Source organism: Streptomyces sp. NBC_01450, from assembly GCF_036227505.1.
GTDB lineage: Bacteria > Actinomycetota > Actinomycetes > Streptomycetales > Streptomycetaceae > Streptomyces.
This window is the reverse complement of the sequence record NZ_CP109480.1, coordinates 964,844-983,341: the sequence shown is the minus strand read 5'-3', so window position 1 is coordinate 983,341 and position 18,498 is coordinate 964,844. Positions and strand designations below refer to the sequence as shown.

Here is an 18,498-nt window from a genome sequence, read left to right as displayed (position 1 = left end):
GTCGCGTCCGTGTACGCCGAGGCGGTTCAGGACAGACCGCGCCGCATGGCGTCGGCGACCACCTCGCCGACGAGGACGGCGGTGGCCGCCGGTCCCCGCAACGGCGGCGTCGGCAGGATCGAGGTGTCCGCGACACGCAGACCGTCGACGCCGTGCACTCTGCCGTAGGGGTCGACCGCCGCCCGGGGATCGTCCGAGGGGCCCAGAGGGACCGTCCCACAGGTGTGATGCGCTGTACCGAGATGCCCGAGGATCCACTGGTCGAGCAGGAGGTCGTCCTCCAGCACCGCCGCCATCGGCTCCGTGAGACCCCCGCAGACCTCCCCGAAGTCACTCGTGCCGGCCAACTCGGCAGTGGCGCGGACCGCTTCGCGCATCCGCCGCCGGTCCGCCGCGGTCGCCAGATAGCCGTAGGCGAGGCTCGGAGGTGTCGCGGGATCGGCGGAACGGGTGCGCATCCGGCCGCTCAGCCGCGGTGTCTGGACGGAGACGAGGAACGCCAGAGGCGCGCCGGGGACGGACACCTTCCCGCGGGTCAGCCCGGCCATGGGGACGAGGGACTGCAGGATCTCCAGGTCGCCCGGATGGCTCCCGTCCGAAGAGCTCAGGTGCAGGACTCCGCCGAGCCATGAGTCGGAGGACACCCCCAGGGGGCGCCGGGGCACCCACTCCAGGACCACCTGGGGATGGTCGCCGAACCGGGCTCCGACGGCGGGAGCGTCCTTGACGACGGCGATCCCGAGGGCCTCCAGGTCACGGCGAGGCCCGATGCCCGACAGGTGCAGCAGCTGGGGAGAGCGGAACGCCCCCGCGCAGAGCACGACTTCGCCGGCGCGGAGCACTCTGCGGTGCCCATGGCGCTCGACCTCCACGCCGGTGGCGCGGTCCCGTTCGACGATGACCCTGCGGACCGTACTGTCTCCTTCCACCCGGAGGTTGGGGCGGCCCAAGGCGCCGAGCAGGTAGCTGATGCCGGTGTTGACGCGTACCCCGTCCACGGCGTTGGACGGCACCGGGCCGAACCCCGGCGGGTCCTGGGCGTTCTTGTCCGGCTCCGCGGGGAAGCCCAGCCGATGGGCAGCCGCCCGGAACGCGAGGGCGGCGGGATGGCGGAGCTCCGTGCGACGGACGCGTACCGGCCCGTGGCCGCCGTGCAGTGCGTCGGCACCGTGGTCGAGGTCGGACTCCAGAGCGCGGAGAAACGGAAGCACCCGGTCGTACGACCAGACCGCGCCGCCCACGTCCGCCCAGCGTGCGAAGTCAGCCCGCCGGGCGCGAACGAAGTACCCGCCGTTGACGGTGGTCGAGCCGCCGAGCCAGCGCCCCCGGACGACGGTGTACGGACGCGTCGGGGTGAGGTGTACGTCGTACGGCAGGACGGCCGGGTGCCCGGGCTGGGCGCCGGGCACGAGCCGTGCGTCCAGCAACTCGGGTGCGAACGCCGACGAAGTGCGCGGTACTGGGCCTGCCTCCAGCACCAGCACGGTGCGGCCGGCGTCCTCGCTCAGCCGTGCCGCGAGAGCGGCACCGCTGCCGCCGGCACCCACCACGATGACGTCCGCGCCGCTTGCCCGGCCGGCCCGGTGCTCCGTCCGCCTCATGAACACGTGATTGAAGACGCACCGACCTCTGTGCGCGGTGGCGTGTCCCGCTGACCGGGACAGCCTCGGGCGCCCGGCGTACCGGTGACCTAGCGTCAGGTGTGCCGGACGAGTCGGCGGTGCGGACCGCCGTGGTTTTGGCATCGAGTGCCATTGGGTTCCCCGCATCCGAGGGAGAGTCGCATGAACGAACTCCGCTCCACCGTGCCCGAAGAGGCGGCCTTGGACGCCGAGCACGACCAGGACTGTGCCCCGCCCGCGCTGATCGAGGCCGAGGACCTCCTGGAGGAGATCTCCATCGACGGCATGTGCGGCGTCTACTAGGCGTCGCCGGATGACACGGCTGGACCTCGACCGCGCCTGGGACCTGCATCCGCAGGTCTCGGTGCGCCCCGAACCCTTCGGTGCGCTGCTCTACCACTTCGGCACCCGAAGGCTGACCTTCCTCAAGGACCGCCGGCTGCTCGCGGTCGTACAGCACCTCGCCCACGCCCGGACGGCCCGGGCCGCCTGTCTGGCCGCCGGCGTCGACGAGGGCGAACTGGCCCGGTACGGCCGTGCCCTGGCCGCACTCGCCGACGCGTCGATGCTCGTCGGAAGGATCACATGACCACCGCACCCACGGCCCTCGGGCCCACGCCCCGGACGCCACGGCTGGTCGACCTGTTCGAGCACGGACTCGACGCCCCGATCTGCCTCACCTGGGAGCTGACCTACGCCTGCAACCTGGCCTGCGCCCACTGCCTGTCCAGCTCCGGCCGACGCGACCCCCGGGAGCTGAGCACGACGGAGGCCGAGGCGGTCATCGACGAACTGGAGGCCATGCAGGTCTTCTACGTCAACATCGGCGGCGGCGAGCCCACCGTCCGACCCGACTTCTGGGAGCTCCTGGACTACGCCACGGCACACCACGTGGGGGTGAAGTTCTCCACCAACGGCGTTCGGATCACTCACGAGACCGCCGGGCGTCTCGCCCGCAACGACTACGTGGACGTACAGATCTCGCTCGACGGCGCGACGGCAGACGTCAACGACGCGGTACGCGGGCCCGGTTCGTACGCCACGGCGCTGCGGGCGCTGCAGCACCTCGCCTCCGCCGGAATGCGCAACTTCAAGATCTCCGTGGTCTGCACCCGGCACAACATCCCCCAGCTCGACGACTTCAAGGCCCTTGCCGACCGCTTCGGAGCCCAGCTGCGCCTGACCCGGCTGCGCCCCTCCGGACGCGGCGCGGACGTCTGGGACGACCTGCACCCGACCGCCGCGCAGCAACGCGAGCTGTACGACTGGCTGCTCGCCCACGGCGAGAACGTGCTGACCGGAGACTCCTTCTTCCACCTCTCCGCCTACGGTCAGGCGCTCCCCGGCCTGAACCTGTGCGGTGCCGGGCGGGTCGTCTGCCTGATCGACCCGGTCGGCGACGTGTACGCCTGCCCGTTCGCCCTCCACGAGGAGTTCCTCGCGGGCAACGTCCGCGAGACGGGCGGCTTCGCCGCAGTGTGGCGGAACTCCGAGCTGTTCCGGCGGCTGCGCGCCCCGCAGCACGGCGGAGCCTGCGCCTCCTGCGCGTTCTACGACACCTGCAAGGGCGGATGCATGGCCGCGAAGTTCTTCACCGGCCTTCCGCTGGACGGCCCCGATCCCGAGTGCGTGCAGGGACACGGCGAGCAGGCGCTCGCGGGCCGGGGCGGCCGTCCACGCCCGTCCGCGGACCATTCCCGGCGCCCGCGGCCGGTGGACCTCGTCCTCACCCGCCGCGAGGACCCGGCCCGGCCTCCGGTGAGCGACTGCGCCCAGGACCCGCTGGCCGGGCTCCGACTGACCTGAGGACCCGATCTCCGAGGAGTGGCAGATGCGACGCCGGAACCCCTGGTTCGAATCGGTCGCCGAGGCACAACGACGGGCCGAGAAGAAACTGCCGAGCACGGTCTACGGCGCGCTCGTCGCGGGCTCGGAGCGCGGGCGGACGATCGACGCCAACCTCGCGGCCTTCGCCGAACTGGGCTTCGCCCCGCGGCTCGTGGGCCACCACGCGGAGCGCGATCTGTCCACGACCGTGCTGGGCGTACCGACGGCCCTTCCCGTGCTCATCTCACCGACCGGCGTGCAGGCGGTGGACCCGGAAGGGGAGGTGGCCGTGGCACGCGCCGCGGCCGGACGGGGCGTCATCATGGGCCTGAGCTCGTTCGCGAGCAGACCGGTGGAAGAGGTCACCGCCGCCAACCCGAACACCTTCTTCCAGCTGTACTGGAGCGGTACCCGGGACGCGATGGTGCAGCGCGTGGAGCGGGCCAGGGCGGCGGGCGCCAAAGCGCTGATCGTCACCCTCGACTGGTCCTTCTCCCACGGACGCGACTGGGGGAGTCCGGCCATCCCGGACCGAGTCGACTGGAGAACCGCGCTGCGCCTCACCCCCGACGTCCTGCCCCGCCCGGGCTGGCTGTGGAGGTATGCGAGGTCCGGCCGTGTCCCCGACCTCACGGTGCCCAACCTGCGGCCACCCGGCGGCGACGCCCCCACGTTCTTCGGCGCCTACGGCGAATGGATGCGGACCACGCCGCCGACCTGGGAGGACGTCAAGTGGCTGCGGGAGGAGTGGGGCGGGCCCTTCCTCCTGAAGGGCGTGACCCGGCTGGACGACGCCAAACGGGCCGTCGACGCCGGAGTGTCGGGCCTGTCGGTGTCCAACCACGGCGGGAACAACCTGGACACCACTCCGGCCGTCATCCGGGTCCTGCCCTCCATCGCGGCAGCGGTCGGCCACCAGGTGGAGGTCCTCCTCGACGGCGGCATACGGCGCGGCGGGGACGTGGCGAAGGCACTCGCCCTCGGCGCCCGCGCCGTGCTGATCGGCCGTGCCTACCTCTGGGGCCTCGCGGCGAACGGACAGGCCGGTGTCGAGAACGTGCTGGACATCCTGCGTGGCGGGCTCGACTCGGCCGTGCTGGGCCTCGGGCACTCCGGCGTCGACGAGTTGGGGCCCGGGGATCTGGTGATACCACCGGGTTTCTCACTGACCTTGGGCGGCGGGGACCTCCCGGTGCCGCCCGAGGCCGTCCCGGCCCACCTCGAATCACCGGTCGCCTGAGCATGCCGGAGGACACCGGCGTGCGAGATCTCTCGGACGCCGTCTGGCCGGCCGTACCGTCCGGTGCGCTCGTCCTGGTTCCGGTCGGGTCCACCGAACAGCACGGCCCGCACCTGCCGCTGGACACCGACACCGTGGTCGCCCACGCGGTCGCCCGGCGGACGGCCGACGCCCTCGCCAGAGGACCGTACGGTCCACCGCTGGTGGCACCGCCGCTCGCGTACGGCGCCAGCGGCGAACACGCGGACTTCCCGGGCACCGTCTCGATCGGTCACGAGGCGCTGCACGCGGTCATCGTGGAGCTGGCGCGCTCGCTGCTGCTGTGGGCGGGCCGCGTCGTGTTCGTCAACGGCCACGGCGGCAACACGGCCACCCTCGGCACGGCCGTCGGCCTGCTGCGTGCCGAGGGCCACGACGCCGCCTGGATCTGCTGCGAGGTACCGGGCGGCGACGCGCACGCGGGCCGAGCGGAGACCGCACTGCTGCTGTACCTGACACCCGACCGGGTACGCCTCGACGACGCTGTCGCCGGTGACACGCGGCCACTTTCCGTCCTCCTGCCGGAGCTGATGGCCCGGGGCGTCCGCGAGGTCTCCTCCTCCGGTGTGCTCGGCGATCCCGCCGGTGCCTCGGCCGAGGAGGGCCGTGGGGCGATGGCAGCGATGGTGTCCGCAACCGTCGGCCGGATCAGCGCGTGGACCTGCGACGACCGGGGCCGTCTCGGCGATCCGGCCCGCCCGGAGGCGGTGGACCCATGACACTTCCCATCGGTTTCCTGGTCGAACTGGACCGGCACACCCGGGTCGTCGACGGGGGCAGGGCTCTCCTCGGCGGGTTCCCGACCCGGCTGCTGCGGCTGACACCGCGGGCCCGGCGGCTCCTCGTGGACCGGACAATCCCCGTACGGAGCGCGGCGAGCGCGCTCCTCGCGGACCGGCTGCTCGCGTGCCGCATGGCCCACCCCGTGGCCGCATCGCTGCCCGCACCCCCGGACCCCCGCTGCACGGTCGTGATCCCGGTCCGGGACCGACCGCGCCAACTGGACCGGCTGCTGCGGAGCATCGGCACGGACCATCCGGTGATCGTGGTGGACGACGCCTCACGCCGCCCGGCGGCCGTGGCCGCCGTCGCCACCCGGCACGGCGCCCGGCTGGTCGCCCTGACCGCGAACGTCGGACCCGCCGGCGCCCGCAACGCCGGGCTCCGGCTCGTCACCACCCCGTATGTGGTCTTCGCCGACTCCGACATCGTGCTCGACGCCGACACGGTCCCCACCCTGCTACGGCACTTCGCCGATCCCCGGGTCGCCATGGCCGTACCACGCATCACCGGCCTGCCCACCACCGCCACGACCTGGATCGAACGGTACGAGAACGGCCGGTCCTCCCTCGACCTCGGCGCACATCCGGCGCCTGTGCACCCCGGCACGCCCGTCTCCTGGGCGTCCTCGGCCTGCGTGGTGGCGCGGGTGGACATGCTGGGGGAGGGCTTCGACGACGGCATGCGGGTCGGGGAGGACGTCGACCTGTGTTGGCGGCTGATCGACGCGGGCCTGCGGGTGCGCTACGAGCCAGTGGTCCGGGCCGCACACGAGCATCGTGTGCGCGTGGGGGACTGGCTTCTGCGCAAGGCCGTGTACGGGACCGGGGCCCAGCCCCTCGCCGAGCGGCACCCGGACTTCATCGCGCCCGCCGTGTTCGCCCCGTGGAGCATGGTGTTCGTCACCGCGCTGCTCGCTCAACGCCGTTGGTCGGTCCCGGCCGCGGGGGCCGTTCTGGGGGTGGTCACCGTGCGCATCGCCCGCAAACTGGACGGTACCCGGCATCCGTACCGGCTCGCCGTGCGGCTCACTGCCAACGGCGCCCTCGGCACCTTGTCGCAGGCCTCCGCGCTGCTGACCCGCCACTGGTGGCCGCTCGCGGCTGCCGGGTGCACGGTTTCCCGTCGGGTACGCAGGGCCGTGGTGGCTGCCGCGCTGGCCGACGTGGCACTTGAGTACCGGCACGAACAGGTTCCCCTCGACCCCCTCCGCTACGCCGTCGCCCGCCGTCTCGACGATCTCGCCTACGGGGCCGGCGTGTGGCTCTCGGCCCTGAGGGGCCGCTCCACCGGCGCGCTGCGGCCGCGCGTCACCCGCTGACGCGGGGTCGACGCGACATTCCGTACCCTCAATTATTGACTCGACCGATCGGTACAGTTAACTTCGTAGGCAAGCCCGGGTGAGTCCTGCAGCGAACGACGAGGTTCGAAAAGGGGTACTGCCTGTGTTCAAGGAATTTGTCGTGTCCGGTGACTCACACATCATCGAGCCGGTCGATCTCTTCAAGACCCGGCTGCCCAAGCACCTCCGTGAACGGGCCCTGTGGGAAGAGGAGTTCACCCTGGAGGAGCCGATCGTTCCGGGCGGTCACACGGAGTTCAAGAAGCTCCACACCATCGGCTTCGACGGCTGGACCATCTCCAAGTACCGCCAGCACGGCGGTCAGACGCCGGACGGCGAGCCGGAGCACATCATCCGCGACATGGACCTGGACGGCGTCGACGCGTCGGTCATGTTCCCCAACCTCTCGCTGTTCGTCCTGTTCACCGACGACCACGAACTGTCGATGGCTCACGCGCGCGTGTGGAACGACTACATCGCCGAGCGCTACCTCCCTCACCGGGACCGCCTGCGCCCCACGGCGGTGATCCCGCTCACCCGCATCCCCGACGCGGTCGCCGAGATCGAGCGGTGCGCGCGGCTGGGGATCGGCGCGATCCTGCTGCCCGACATCCCGCCGGTGCCCTACTGGTCGCCGGAGTACGACCCGGTGTGGGCCGCGGCCCAGGCGAACGGGATGCCGGTCTTCTTCCATGTCGCCACCGGCGGGGTCAAGGTCAGGGAGAACGTCTCGGAGACCGCGGTCACGGTCCGGGGCCTGATGACCTCCATGAACATGGGCAAGGGCCAGCTGACCGACGCCATGGTGGCGAGCCGCACCCTGAGCGCCGGGGGCAGCGGGGCGGACGGTCCGCAGGGGATCATCGCCGACCTGGTGGCCGGCGGTGCCTGCGAACGCTTCCCCGACCTGCACTTCAACCTCATCGAGTACAGCGCCGGCTGGCTGGTCTCCTACATGGGGTTCATGGACAAGATCTGGAAGACCGGCACCGGTCAGGACCCCGACTGGTGGCTCGGCTTCTGGGACGACTCGCGCTCGCCGAAGGAACAGCCGGCGATGGGACGGCTGTTCGCCGTGAACAGTCGCTGGCCGCACCCGCTCAAGCCCAGCGAGTACGTCCGGCGCCAGATCCATGTGCAGTTCGCCGACGACCCCACAGCGGTCAAGGCCCGCCACATCACCGGCCTGTCGACGATCATGTGGGGCAACGACTACCCGCACGCCGAGGGAACCTTCCGCAGCAGCGCCGACTGTGTCGCCGAGAACTTCGCGGACGTCCCCGACGCCGACCGCGCGGCGATTCTGGGCGGCACGCTCGCCGGGATCGTGGGCTTCGACACGAGCCGGAAGCTGGCTCCCGTCCCGCCTACCGAAGCATCTCTAAAAAAGTACACTCAATAGGGCGGAAGATCGGCCTCGGCGGAGACGAGCTCATCGCGCTCGACATCGCCGGCGAGGCGCTCTGACGAACGTACGACGAGAGGAGTCGCGATGACCACGACACTCGAACCCGACGGAACCCACGACGGTGTCGCCGCCTATCACTTCGACAACCGGCTCGGCGGCCCGGTGCTCAGCCATCAGAACCGCTGGGACGAGATGGCCGCCGCGCACTCGGGCTTCCGCAGCACCGTCGCCCGCGGCCACTGGGTCGTCACGGACGGCCCGGCGGTGCAGAAGGCGCTCCAGGACTGGCGCACCTTCTCCAACAAGTCGGTGACGGCGCTCGATCCGGATCCGACGTTCCTGTGGATCCCCGAAATGCTGGACCCGCCCGTACACACCGTGTGGCGGCGGCTGCTGGGCCACTACTTCTCCCCGAAGACCGTCGCCGCCCGCGAGCCGGAGATCCGCCGGGTCGCGGGCGATCTGATCGACGCGCTGAAGGAGCGCGACGGCGCCGACGTCCTCGACGAGTTCGCGCGCCGTTTCCCGACCCTGATCTTCATGCGCCTGATGGGACTGCCCGAGGAGGATCTGCCCACCTTCCTGGACTGGGTGCACGAACTGCTGCACCTCTCCCACAATGAGGACCCGGACGGCAGCAGGCGGCTGGCCGCCATGCGAGCGGTGTCGGCGTACTTCGAGGAGCAGATCGCGCTACGCCGTTCTACTCCGCGCGACGACCTGCTCTCCCACGCCATGAGCTGGACCATCGACGGCACACCGATCAGCGACCGGGACATGCACGCCTTCTGCATCCTGCTCTTCCAGGCCGGCCTGGACACGGTCCCGATCTCCATCGGCTGGGCGCTGTACCACTTCGCGACACATCCGGAGCAGCGCGGGGAGATCCTCGCTGACCCCTCGCTCATCGCCACCGGCGTGGAGGAGACCCTCCGGGTCTATTCCTTCGTCGTCCCGGCGCGGAAGGCGACGCGGGACGTCGAGGTCGGCGGCTGTCCGGTGCGGGCGGGCGAGATGGTGATGCTCCCGCTGGCGGTCACCAACCGCGATCCCGACCGGTTCGACAACCCGAGCGAAGTGGACCTGCGTCGCAAGGCCGTCAACCACATCGCGTTCGGCTCGGGCCCCCATCGCTGCCTGGGTTCGCACCTCGCCCGCCTCGAACTCAACGTGGCGGTCGAGGAGTGGCACCGCCGCATCCCCGACTACCGGATCGCGCCCGGTCAGGATCTCTGGCAGCACGGAAACATGTACGGCATCAAGTCGCTCCGCCTGGAGTGGCGTGGCTGAGGGGGCTCGCGTGCGTTCACGGAACGCCTCCCCGGTGGGCGCGTCGCCGCCGCCTCCCCGCGGACTCGCGACGCGAAGACGAAATGAGGGCACTCCAATCGTGGCACCGTCTCGTCCCTCCGGCGCGGTGACGCATAGACTCGGGAGCCGCGAGAGCCACCGGAGGAGTGACCCATGGCGACTGCCGTCGATCGCGAGTTCGCCGACGGCGGGACCGGTACCGCGGTCGGCAAACTCGCCGCGCAGACCGCACTGCGTATCGAGGCCACCGTGATCCGCCAGGGCTGGCCGGTCGGCGAGTCACTGGGCTCCGAAGCGGACCTGCGGGAACGCCTGGGCGTGAGCCGCGCCGTGCTGCGCGAGGCCGTTCGACTGGTCGAGCACCATCAGGTCGCGAGGATGCGGCGCGGCCCGGGCGGCGGCCTGATCGTCCGCGCCCCCGACGCCGGACCGGCGACCCGGGCCATGGTGATCTATCTCGAGTACGTCGGCACCAGCGTCACGGACCTGCTCCAGGCCCGCCGGCTGCTGGAGCCCATCGCCGCGGGACTCGCGGCCGGGCGCATCTCCGAGGACGGGATCGCCACCCTCCGCACGGCGCTCGACGACGAACTCACGCACCTGGACGACCCGTCGGTCCACTCGCAGGAACCACTCCACCCGATGCTCGGCGAGCTGTCGGGCAATCCCGTGCTGCATCTGTTCATCGACGTCCTCACGCGCCTCACCGCCCGGTACGCGCACACCTCCCGTCGGCTCTCCAGGGCGGAGACGCGCGCGGCGAAGGAGTTCTCGCACCGGGAGCATCGCGCAGTCGTCGACGCCGTGATCGCCGACGACGGTGCTCGTGCCCAGACGGAGCTCACCGCGCACCTGGAGTCGGTGACCGCGTGGATCGTGAAGCACCGCGTGCGCCGCGGCCGGCGCGTCGAGGGGAACGTCGTCGAACCCGAACTGGTCGAGGGCCCGAGGGCCAAGCTCGCCGAGGTCATCGCCGCCCGGATCCACGACGACATCGCCGCGCGGGGCCGGCAGATCGGGACGGTGCTCGGTTCGGAGGCGGATTTGTTGGCCAGGTACGGCGTCAGCAGGGCCGTGCTGCGCGAGGCCGTCCGCCTCCTCGAATACCACTCGGTCGCCCGCATGCGCCGAGGTCCGGGCGGCGGGCTGATCGTCACGGAGCCCGAGCCCCGGGCCAGTGTCGACACGATGGCGCTCTTCCTCGAATACCAGGGCGTCACGGCCGACGACCTGCGGATCGTCCGCAACGCCATCGAACTCGGCGTCGTCGCCAGGGTGACCGCCCGGCACGCCGAGGGCGACACGGAGGTCGCCGAGCGCCTGTCGAGGGCTGTGCGGTGGACCACGGAGGGCCCGGCCGGAGAGCCCCGCAAGGCCGATCTCTTCCACTCCGAGCTGGCGGCCCTGGCCGGCAACCCGGTGCTGTCGCTCTTCCTCGACATCATCACCGAGCTGTTCCGCCGGCACGCGTCCGGCCACGACCGGCCCCTGCCCGGTGACACGGCAGCCGACGAGGTGCGCCACGTCCACCAGCGCATCCTCGACGCGATCGTGCAGGGCGACGCCGGGGTGGCACGGCACCGTATGCGCCGTCACCTGGACGCGCTCATGCCCTGGTGGCACTGATCCAGACGCACGCCCGAACCCGATCCTTCGCCCGATAAATAAGTATCCTGAATATCGAAGCAAGCCCGGTAGAACGGAGTGGCTGAGTGAAGATCACCATCGATGCGGCGCAGTGCTCCGGGCACGCGCGGTGCGCGGCAGCGGCGCCCGGACTCTTCCGTCTCGACGACGACGGTTATGCGCTGCCCTACGACGGAGACGTCCCCGAGGACCTGGAAGAGGCCGCCCGGGACGGAGAGTCGGCCTGCCCGGAACGAGCGATCACCGCAGGGTGACGCCGTGAACGCACGAGCCCCACGGCCTCGGGCCGTGGGGCTCGGTCACGCTCGGTCGCTCAGCCGGCCGGCTGCGGCGGCGGCGTGAAGTGGTGCCCCCAGAACGCGCCGTCGGTGATCTCGTAGACGGGGACGGGCTCCGGCACCTTCAGGCCGTTCCAGCCGAACTCCACGGCATAGTTCTCCGGTGACCACACGTAGAACGACACCATGTGGTCGTTCGTGTGCTTGCCGAGGCTGTGCATCATCGGCACCTCGTACGTGCCGGCCCGGTCCAGGGCGCGTCCGACGTCGTCCAGCGTCGCCGCCTCGACCATGAAGTGCAGCAGGCGCCCGGGGCCCGGCATCGGGGTGACGCCGAGGGTGTGGTGCCGGGGATTGCAGCCCATGAACCAGGTCGTGCCGCCCGGCGAGCGCATGGTGTTCCGCTCGATGAAACCGAGCACGTTGACGTAGAACTCGAACGTGGTCCGTGCGTCCTCGGCGGAGACGATCGCGTGCCCGAACCCCATGTCCCCGGTGACGAACTTCGACACCAGTGGGGTGTGCACGGGTACGTGGTCGAGGACGGTGCCGTAGAAGAGCTCGACCGGGTTGCCGCCGGGGTCGTTGAACTTGACGAAGCCGGTGACCTTCCGGTCCGCCGCCTCGGCCTCGGTGCCGGGCGTCACCTTGATCCCGGCCTTCTCGACGTCCGCGACCAGGCGTTCGAGCTCGCGCTCGTCCAGGACCTCGAGGCCGATCGCCGTCATTCCGGGCTGGGCGCCCGGGGAGACGACGATACGGGCCGGGTAGTCGTCCATCCGGAAGGACAGCGACTCGGAGCCGCCGCCCTCGACCGGCATGAGCCCGAGGAAGTCGGCTCCGAAAGCCCTCCACTTCTCGATGTCGTTGGACTCGAGCCTCAGGTACCCGAGCGAATGAACTCCCATCCGACTCTCTCCTTCACGCTGGTCAGTCCAGGGCGGCCAGGGCCCCGGTTTCTCCATATGCGCGACGGTAGGCGCTTCGGTGTGCCCGCCGCCCGGGCCGTCCCACTGACCGGGAGAGACGGGGACGATCGGCACCGGCCGAGTGGGACCGGCCCGGCACGCGAGGATCCGTCCGTTGTGCCATCCACGGCGCTGCGGCCGGAGATCCAGCGGTTCACCGACGAGCTGATCGACAAGATGCTGGCCGGTCCCAAGCCGGTGGACCTGGTGACCGCGCTGTCGCTGCCGCTGCCCTCGCTGATGATCTGCGCGCTGCTCGGAGTGCCGTACGACGACCATGACTTCTTCCAGGAGAACGCCTCCTTCGCCACCCGCAGCGACAAGACCGCCGAGGACGACCGGCGGGCGAACGAGGCGCTCGGCGGATACCTGGCGGCGCTGCTTCAGGCGAAGATGGAGAACCCCGGCGACGACGTGCTCTCGGACTTCGCAGCGCGGATCAAGGACGGCGACCTCACCCTTCCCGAGGCGACCCTGCTCTCGATGATCCTGCTGATCGCCGGGCACGAGACCAGCGCCAACATGATCACGCTGGGCACCGCCCTGCTGCTCGAAAACCCCGAGCAGCCGGCCCGGTTGCGGGAGATCGACGACACGAAGGCCGTCGCGGGCGCGGTCGAGGAGATCCTGCGCTATCTGACCGTCGCCCAGTTCGGACAGCGGCGGATCGCCAAGGAGGACTTCGAGTTCGAGGGCGTGCGCATCGAGGCCGGCGACGGCATCGTCGTCCCGCTGCCCGCCGGGAACTGGGACCCGACGGCGTTCCCCGAGCCGGAGAAGCTGGACCTCGACCGTAAGGCGAGCCACCACCACGCCTTCGGCTGGGGCATCCACCAGTGCCTCGGCCAGCAGCTCGCCCGGATCGAGCTCCAGGTCGTCTGCGGCACCCTCTACCGCCGCATCCCGACCCTGCGCCTCGCGGTCGACCGAGAGGAACTCGCCTTCCGGCCGGCCGACTCGCTCGCCTTCGGCATCATGGAGCTGCCGGTCACCTGGTAGCGGGGGCTCCGTCCTCGCCCGGCAGTGGTGCTGCGGGCGCCCTCATCGGGCTGCTGGTCCCGCCGGTACGGGCGGGACCAGCAGCCTCATCCGTGTCGTTTCCGGTTCGCCGCGCCGTCGCGACGGGCTTCGGTGCGGTGGGCTCGGGCAGGGTGCGGAAGAGCAGCCAGCTCAGTACGGGCATCAGGATCAGGGGGGCCAGGGCGGTGCGCAGGGAGGTCGCGTCGGCGAGGCTGCCGATGAGCGGGCTGACCAGGCCGCCGATGCTGACGGTCAGTCCGAGGGTGACTCCGCCGGCGGTGCCGACGCGGGTGGGCAGGTAGTCCTGGCCGAGGGTGACGTGCAAGGAGAAGGGGATGTACAGGCCGGCGGAGGTCAGTGCCACGAACACGTAGAACACCGGGCCGGGGACGAACACGGTTCCCGCGACGGCGGGGATCGTGAGGAGGTACGACCAGCGGGCGACGGTGACCCGGTCCCAGCGGTTGGCCAGGCTGCCGCCCAGCACGGAGCCCAGTGCGCCGCCGGTGTAGAGCACGGACAGTGCCACGGTGCCGGCTGCCGCACCGCCGCCCGTGCGCTGCTGGGCGTAGAGCGAGATGAACGTGCTCAGGCCGACGAAGACGATGGACCGGAAGACCACGGCCAGCGACAGCTTCAGGAACGACGCCTTGTCGTCGGCGCCCGCTGCGACCACGGTGTTGGTGCCGCCGAGCGCTGTCCTCTTCTGGAGTGCGCGCAGGACGGGCAGGCAGAGCACGCTGCCGGCGAGGGCGGGCAGCACGAGCAGGGGTGACCGGTGCAGCCCGCCGGAGGCGACGACGGTGGTGACCATGAGGGGCGCGGCGGCGAAACCGAGGTTGCCGCCGACGGAGAACCAGCCCATCGCGCTGTGGCTGCCCTCGCTGGCCAACCGGGCGATACGGGCGGACTCGGGATGGTAGGCGGCGACCCCGACGCCGGACACCGCCACGCACACCAGGGTCAGCGTGTAGGAGCCGCTCAGGCCGCTCAGGGCGATGCCGAGTCCGCCCAGGACGGTGCTCACGGGCAGGATCCAGGGCGTCGCCCAGCGGTCGGTGAGCAGACCGAAAACGGGCTGGGCCACCGAGGACAGCACCGACGCGGCGAGCACGATGCCCGAGACCGCGGCGTAGCTGTAGGCGCGCTCGGCGACGAAGAACGGGACGAGAGAGGCGACCGCGCCCTGGTAGATGTCCACACAGGCATGGCCGACCGACAGCAGAGTGATCGATCGATTCCTTGACACATCACCATGCTCACTGCGGAACAAGATGTCGCGCTTCCGATAAACTGCCAAGCAATGACAGAAATCCGCCACGAACCCCTGGCGCCGACCCGTACCCAGTGGCTGGCGCCCGGAGCCGCCATCGACGCCCACCGCCACGACGACCACCAGATCGTCTACGCGGGCCGGGGCGTGCTGGCCGTCACGACCGGCACCGGGACGTGGATCGCGCCGGGCAACCGCGCCATCTGGGTACCGGCCGGCACCGTGCACGCCCACCAGGCCCACGGCGAACTCGAACTCCACCTGGTCGGCCTGCCCGCGCACGACAACCCGCTCGACCTGGACCAGCCGACCGTCCTGACGGTCGGGCCGCTCCTGCGGGAGCTGATCCTCGCTTTCACGCACACCCCGCACGACGAGAGTCCCGAATGCGGGCGGCTGCGGGCCGTGCTGCTCGACCAGCTGCGGGCCTCACCCCAGCAGCCCCTGCATCTGCCCACCCCGACCGCCCCTCAGCTCAAGGCTGTCTGCGAGATCCTGCGTACCAACCCTGCCGACGACCGCACCCTGGCGGCCCTCGGCAGGGAAGTCGGCGCCAGCGACCGCACCCTCTCCCGCCTCTTCAAGGCCGATCTCGGCATGACCTTCCCGCAGTGGCGCACCCAACTGCGCCTGTACCGCGCCCTGGTCCTGCTGGCCGAGAACACCTCGGTCACCACCGTGGCCCACCTGTGCGGCTGGTCGTCCGCCAGCGCCTTCATCGACGTCTTCCGCCGCGCCTTCGGACACACCCCGGGAACACACCAACCCCGCCGGCAGACTGGCTGACCGTCACAGCGATCCGTCCAGGCGCCCCGAGTCGTTGCTCCGCGACAGCGAGACGGTGATGCAGCGGGGCTGGTGGGACAGCCGGGACTGACAGACGCGCTGACGAAGGCGCTGCCGTCCCGTACGGCGGCCGGCCGGACCTCCCCGATTTACAGGGGGTTCTCCCGAAGCCAGGCCAGGACCTGGGCGGCGTGCTCGTTCGGGGGGAAGATCGGGTAGAAGACGTGCTCGATCACGCCGTCCCGGATGATCAGGGTCAACCGCTTGTAGAGCGTCAGCCCGCTGGTCTCGAAGGTGGGCAGGCCGAGTTCCTGTGCCAGGCTCCGCGCGGGGTCGGAGAGCATCTGGAACGGCAGATGTAGTCGCTCGACGACCTCACGCTGGTAGTCGATCTCCTGGCTGGAGAGGCCGAACACGCCGTCGGCGCCGGCGGCGAGAAGATCTTGGTGGTGATCGCGGAAGCCGCATGTCTCGGGGGTGCAGCCGCGCGCGCCGGGGATCGAGTCCCAGCCGTCGGGCAGGTCGACGCCCGGGCGGCCGGTGAGCGGGTAGATGTAGATCACGGTGCGTCCCGCGCCGAGGGCGTCGAGGCGGACGGCCGTGCCGCCGGTGCCCGAGAGTTCCAGGCGCGGCATCTTCGTGCCGGGCAGGTGGACGGCTGCGCCGTCGTCCTCGGGGACGGGCAGGTCGGCGGGCAGACTGGTGTAGTCCGTCATCAGGTCCTCTCCTTCGTTGACCGGTGAGAGGCGGCCGCCCCGGTGGGCGGCCTGTTGCAGGTGTGCGACGAGTACTGTCCGGCGGGCGGTGAGCCCCTCGATCCGCTGGGTGAGCTCGTCGATCGCGTCCCGGTAGGTGGCCAGCGAGGCCGGACACTCGTCGGCATGTCGGTGACCGGCCGTGAGGCACTCCAGGAACGGGCGGGTGCGTTCGACAGGAATTCCGAGACCGCCGAGCGCCCGGATCTCCTGCGTGAGTCGTACGTCGTGCTCGCCGTAGTCCCGGTAGCCGTTGGCCAACCGCTCGGGCGTGATCAAGCCCAGCGATTCGTAGTAGCGCACCGCCTTCGTGGTCACACCCGCCCGGCGGGCCAACTCGCTGATCTGCATGTCTCTCACCTCGAAGAACGCTAAACCTTGCCCCCGAGGGTAAGGTCAAGCCGAGGCGGAGAGGGGTTCCGCCGGCCCCCAGTGCCTCCGTGAGAACACCGCGTCGAGCAGCCGGTTCCGGCAGTGGATGCCCGCCGAACGGAACGAAACTTCCGGGGCATGGCGGCGGCTCCGCACCAAACCCCGGTGGCCGTCAAGGCGTACCCGTGCCGACATGGGTTCGGGCCCCCGCGCCGCGGGTAGCGGTGCGGGGGCCCGTTCAGGCCACGGTACGGTCGAGGTCCTCCGCTCGTGCCGACCTCATGGTCCCGGGACGAGCATCCCGGCGATCGCGCCGAGAGGCGGGATCAAGCGGCCTGGCCGACCTCCGCGTCCTGGAGACGTTCGGCCTTCGGGACCAGGGCGACGCACAGTCCACCGAGGGCGCAGCAGCCGACGACCAGCCACATCCCGTTGGTGAAGCCCTTGTCGAGGTAGAACTGGGTGCCCTTCAGGATCATTCCGTGCTGTGCCATCACCACATAGGCCACCTGGGAGACGATGATCTGCGCCACCCCCTGAGCGAGGTTCTGCGCGCCGTTGGCCAGAGCCTGTTCCTCCGGGCTGACCACTTCGATGATCATGATGGGGACGACGGCGACGACGATGCCGGTGCCGAGTCCCGCGACCACGCCCCAGGAGATGATCTGGGCGGCGGTGTGGTGGTACTGCGTGCCGATGCCGTAGCCGAGGACGGCCAGCGCGGCCCCGATGGCCAGCAGGATGCGGCTGTCCCAGCGGCGGGCGAGCATGCCCGTCCCCACGGCACCCACGATGATCATGACGCTGATCGGGCTCGTGACGATGGCGTTGTGCGTCCCGGACCAGCCCAGGCCGTCGGAGACGTGGGGGATCTTCGGCATCAGCACCAGCAGCTGGATCACCACGCCGACGGCGCTGAGCGAACCTGCCGCCACGGAGGTGGCGAGCAGCGCCGTCCACACGGTGCGGCGCCGTGTCATGGCCAGCGGGAACAGCGGCTCGGCGACCCGGCGTTCGACGAGCAGGAAGGCGATCAGCGCGACCACCGCACCCACGACGAATCCGATGAACTTGCCGCTGCCCCAGCCCCAGTCCGCCCCCTCGCCCACGGCGTAGACGAGGAGGGTGACGCCGCCGCCGAGGAGGATTCCGCCGGCCCAGTCCATCCGGCCGCCGCGCTCGCGGACGGGGCTCTCCGGGACGAGGAACGTCACCAGGAGCAGGCTCACGGCCGTGCTGATCGCCATGAACCACAGAACGCCGCGGAAACCGTGGTTGTCGAGCAGCCAGCCCGACAGGAAGGGTCCCCCGAAGGCGACGAGACCCACACCGCCGGCCATGATCCCGTTGGCCAGGCCGACCCAGCGGCGGGGGAAGACGTCACGGGTGATGGCGTAGCAGATCGGAGTGGCGGCCACGTAGATGCCCGCGATGCCGCGCCCGATCAGCAGCGTGCGGTAGTCGGTGGCGACGGCGGCGACCAGGTCTCCGACGAGGCCCAGTGCGGTGGCGACGACCAGCGCACGCTTCTTGCCGAACAGGGCCGCTCCCTTGACCACGAAGGGGAGGAAGAAGGTCCCGCTCAGCAGGGTCATCAGGGTGAACCAGGCGATCTGGGTGGTCTGGAAGTGGATCGCGACCGCGGCCTGGGTGACGCCCGACAGCGCGGCCACGAGGGACACCAGCTGCACGGCCCACAACAGGGCGACGACGATGAGCACGTTGTGCGGGGTCGAGCGGGGTCTCTCCGGCGTCTGGGGTGGCGTGATCTCTGTCTGGGACATGGAAGGGCCTTCCGTGGGTGAGCGGAGGTCCAGGGAGCGGCGCATT

Annotated in this window: 17 protein-coding genes; 12 read left to right on the top strand and 5 right to left on the bottom strand. The window is 70.8% G+C overall.

What is annotated here, in order from left to right; genetic code table 11:
* Positions 1-26 precede the first annotated feature (26 nt).
* Complete coding sequence (gene mftG / locus OG568_RS04515) at positions 27-1,601, bottom strand: mycofactocin dehydrogenase MftG (RefSeq protein WP_329530383.1); 1,575 nt, start codon at positions 1,599-1,601, stop codon at positions 27-29.
* A gap of 183 nt (positions 1,602-1,784) precedes the next feature.
* Between mftG and mftA the strand changes: the two genes are divergently transcribed.
* From mftA to OG568_RS04465, 10 genes are all read left to right on the top strand, one after another.
* Positions 1,785-1,925, top strand: a complete 141-nt coding sequence (gene mftA / locus OG568_RS04510; RefSeq protein WP_329530382.1) for a mycofactocin precursor MftA — start codon at positions 1,785-1,787, stop codon at positions 1,923-1,925.
* A gap of 10 nt (positions 1,926-1,935) precedes the next feature.
* Positions 1,936-2,211, top strand: a complete 276-nt coding sequence (gene mftB, locus OG568_RS04505) for a mycofactocin biosynthesis chaperone MftB (protein WP_329530381.1) — start codon at positions 1,936-1,938, stop codon at positions 2,209-2,211.
* The gene (mftC, locus tag OG568_RS04500; RefSeq protein WP_329530380.1) at positions 2,208-3,428 is read left to right on the top strand and encodes a mycofactocin radical SAM maturase; all 1,221 of its coding nucleotides are present in this window, start codon (positions 2,208-2,210) and stop codon (positions 3,426-3,428) included. Before mftB ends, mftC begins: the two co-directional genes overlap by 4 nt.
* Before the next feature lie 25 nt (positions 3,429-3,453).
* On the top strand, positions 3,454-4,689 hold the full coding sequence (gene mftD, locus OG568_RS04495) for a pre-mycofactocin synthase MftD (protein ID WP_329530379.1): 1,236 nt from the start codon (positions 3,454-3,456) through the stop codon (positions 4,687-4,689).
* Positions 4,690-4,709: 20 nt separating this feature from the next.
* Positions 4,710-5,447 (top strand): mycofactocin biosynthesis peptidyl-dipeptidase MftE, encoded by a 738-nt coding sequence (mftE, locus tag OG568_RS04490; RefSeq protein ID WP_329530378.1) that lies wholly within the window; start codon positions 4,710-4,712, stop codon positions 5,445-5,447.
* Positions 5,444-6,829 (top strand): mycofactocin biosynthesis glycosyltransferase MftF, encoded by a 1,386-nt coding sequence (gene mftF / locus OG568_RS04485; RefSeq protein WP_329530377.1) that lies wholly within the window; start codon positions 5,444-5,446, stop codon positions 6,827-6,829. The genes mftE and mftF overlap by 4 nt, the downstream gene beginning before the upstream one ends.
* Before the next feature lie 142 nt (positions 6,830-6,971).
* The gene (locus OG568_RS04480; RefSeq protein WP_329530376.1) at positions 6,972-8,252 is read left to right on the top strand and encodes an amidohydrolase family protein; all 1,281 of its coding nucleotides are present in this window, start codon (positions 6,972-6,974) and stop codon (positions 8,250-8,252) included.
* Positions 8,253-8,342: 90 nt separating this feature from the next.
* On the top strand, positions 8,343-9,548 hold the full coding sequence (locus OG568_RS04475) for a cytochrome P450 (RefSeq protein WP_329530375.1): 1,206 nt from the start codon (positions 8,343-8,345) through the stop codon (positions 9,546-9,548).
* Between the two features lie 174 nt (positions 9,549-9,722).
* The gene (locus OG568_RS04470) at positions 9,723-11,195 is read left to right on the top strand and encodes a FadR/GntR family transcriptional regulator (RefSeq protein ID WP_329530374.1); all 1,473 of its coding nucleotides are present in this window, start codon (positions 9,723-9,725) and stop codon (positions 11,193-11,195) included.
* An 86-nt stretch (positions 11,196-11,281) separates the two neighbouring features.
* The gene (locus OG568_RS04465) at positions 11,282-11,470 is read left to right on the top strand and encodes a ferredoxin (RefSeq protein WP_329530373.1); all 189 of its coding nucleotides are present in this window, start codon (positions 11,282-11,284) and stop codon (positions 11,468-11,470) included.
* 59 nt (positions 11,471-11,529) lie between these two features.
* Here OG568_RS04465 and OG568_RS04460 read toward each other — a convergent pair whose 3' ends face one another.
* On the bottom strand, positions 11,530-12,402 hold the full coding sequence (locus OG568_RS04460; protein ID WP_329530372.1) for a VOC family protein: 873 nt from the start codon (positions 12,400-12,402) through the stop codon (positions 11,530-11,532).
* A 177-nt stretch (positions 12,403-12,579) separates the two neighbouring features.
* On the opposite strand from OG568_RS04460, the gene OG568_RS04455 reads away from it, so the two are divergent.
* Entirely contained in the window at positions 12,580-13,461 is an 882-nt protein-coding gene (locus OG568_RS04455; protein ID WP_329530371.1) for a cytochrome P450, read from the top strand.
* On the opposite strand, the gene OG568_RS04450 is transcribed toward OG568_RS04455, so the two are convergent.
* Positions 13,451-14,731, bottom strand: a complete 1,281-nt coding sequence (locus OG568_RS04450; RefSeq protein ID WP_329530370.1) for an MFS transporter — start codon at positions 14,729-14,731, stop codon at positions 13,451-13,453. The two genes, OG568_RS04455 and OG568_RS04450, sit on opposite strands and share 11 nt — an antisense overlap.
* 54 nt (positions 14,732-14,785) lie before the next feature.
* Between OG568_RS04450 and OG568_RS04445 the strand changes: the two genes are divergently transcribed.
* Positions 14,786-15,541, top strand: a complete 756-nt coding sequence (locus OG568_RS04445) for a helix-turn-helix transcriptional regulator (RefSeq protein WP_329530369.1) — start codon at positions 14,786-14,788, stop codon at positions 15,539-15,541.
* Positions 15,542-15,690: 149 nt separating this feature from the next.
* Here the strand turns inward: OG568_RS04445 and OG568_RS04440 are convergent, their stop codons facing one another.
* Together OG568_RS04440 and OG568_RS04435 are read right to left on the bottom strand one after the other, a co-directional pair.
* On the bottom strand, positions 15,691-16,647 hold the full coding sequence (locus OG568_RS04440) for a redoxin family protein (protein WP_329530368.1): 957 nt from the start codon (positions 16,645-16,647) through the stop codon (positions 15,691-15,693).
* A 347-nt stretch (positions 16,648-16,994) separates the two neighbouring features.
* Entirely contained in the window at positions 16,995-18,452 is a 1,458-nt protein-coding gene (locus OG568_RS04435) for an MFS transporter (protein ID WP_329530367.1), read from the bottom strand.
* Positions 18,453-18,498 lie beyond the last annotated feature (46 nt).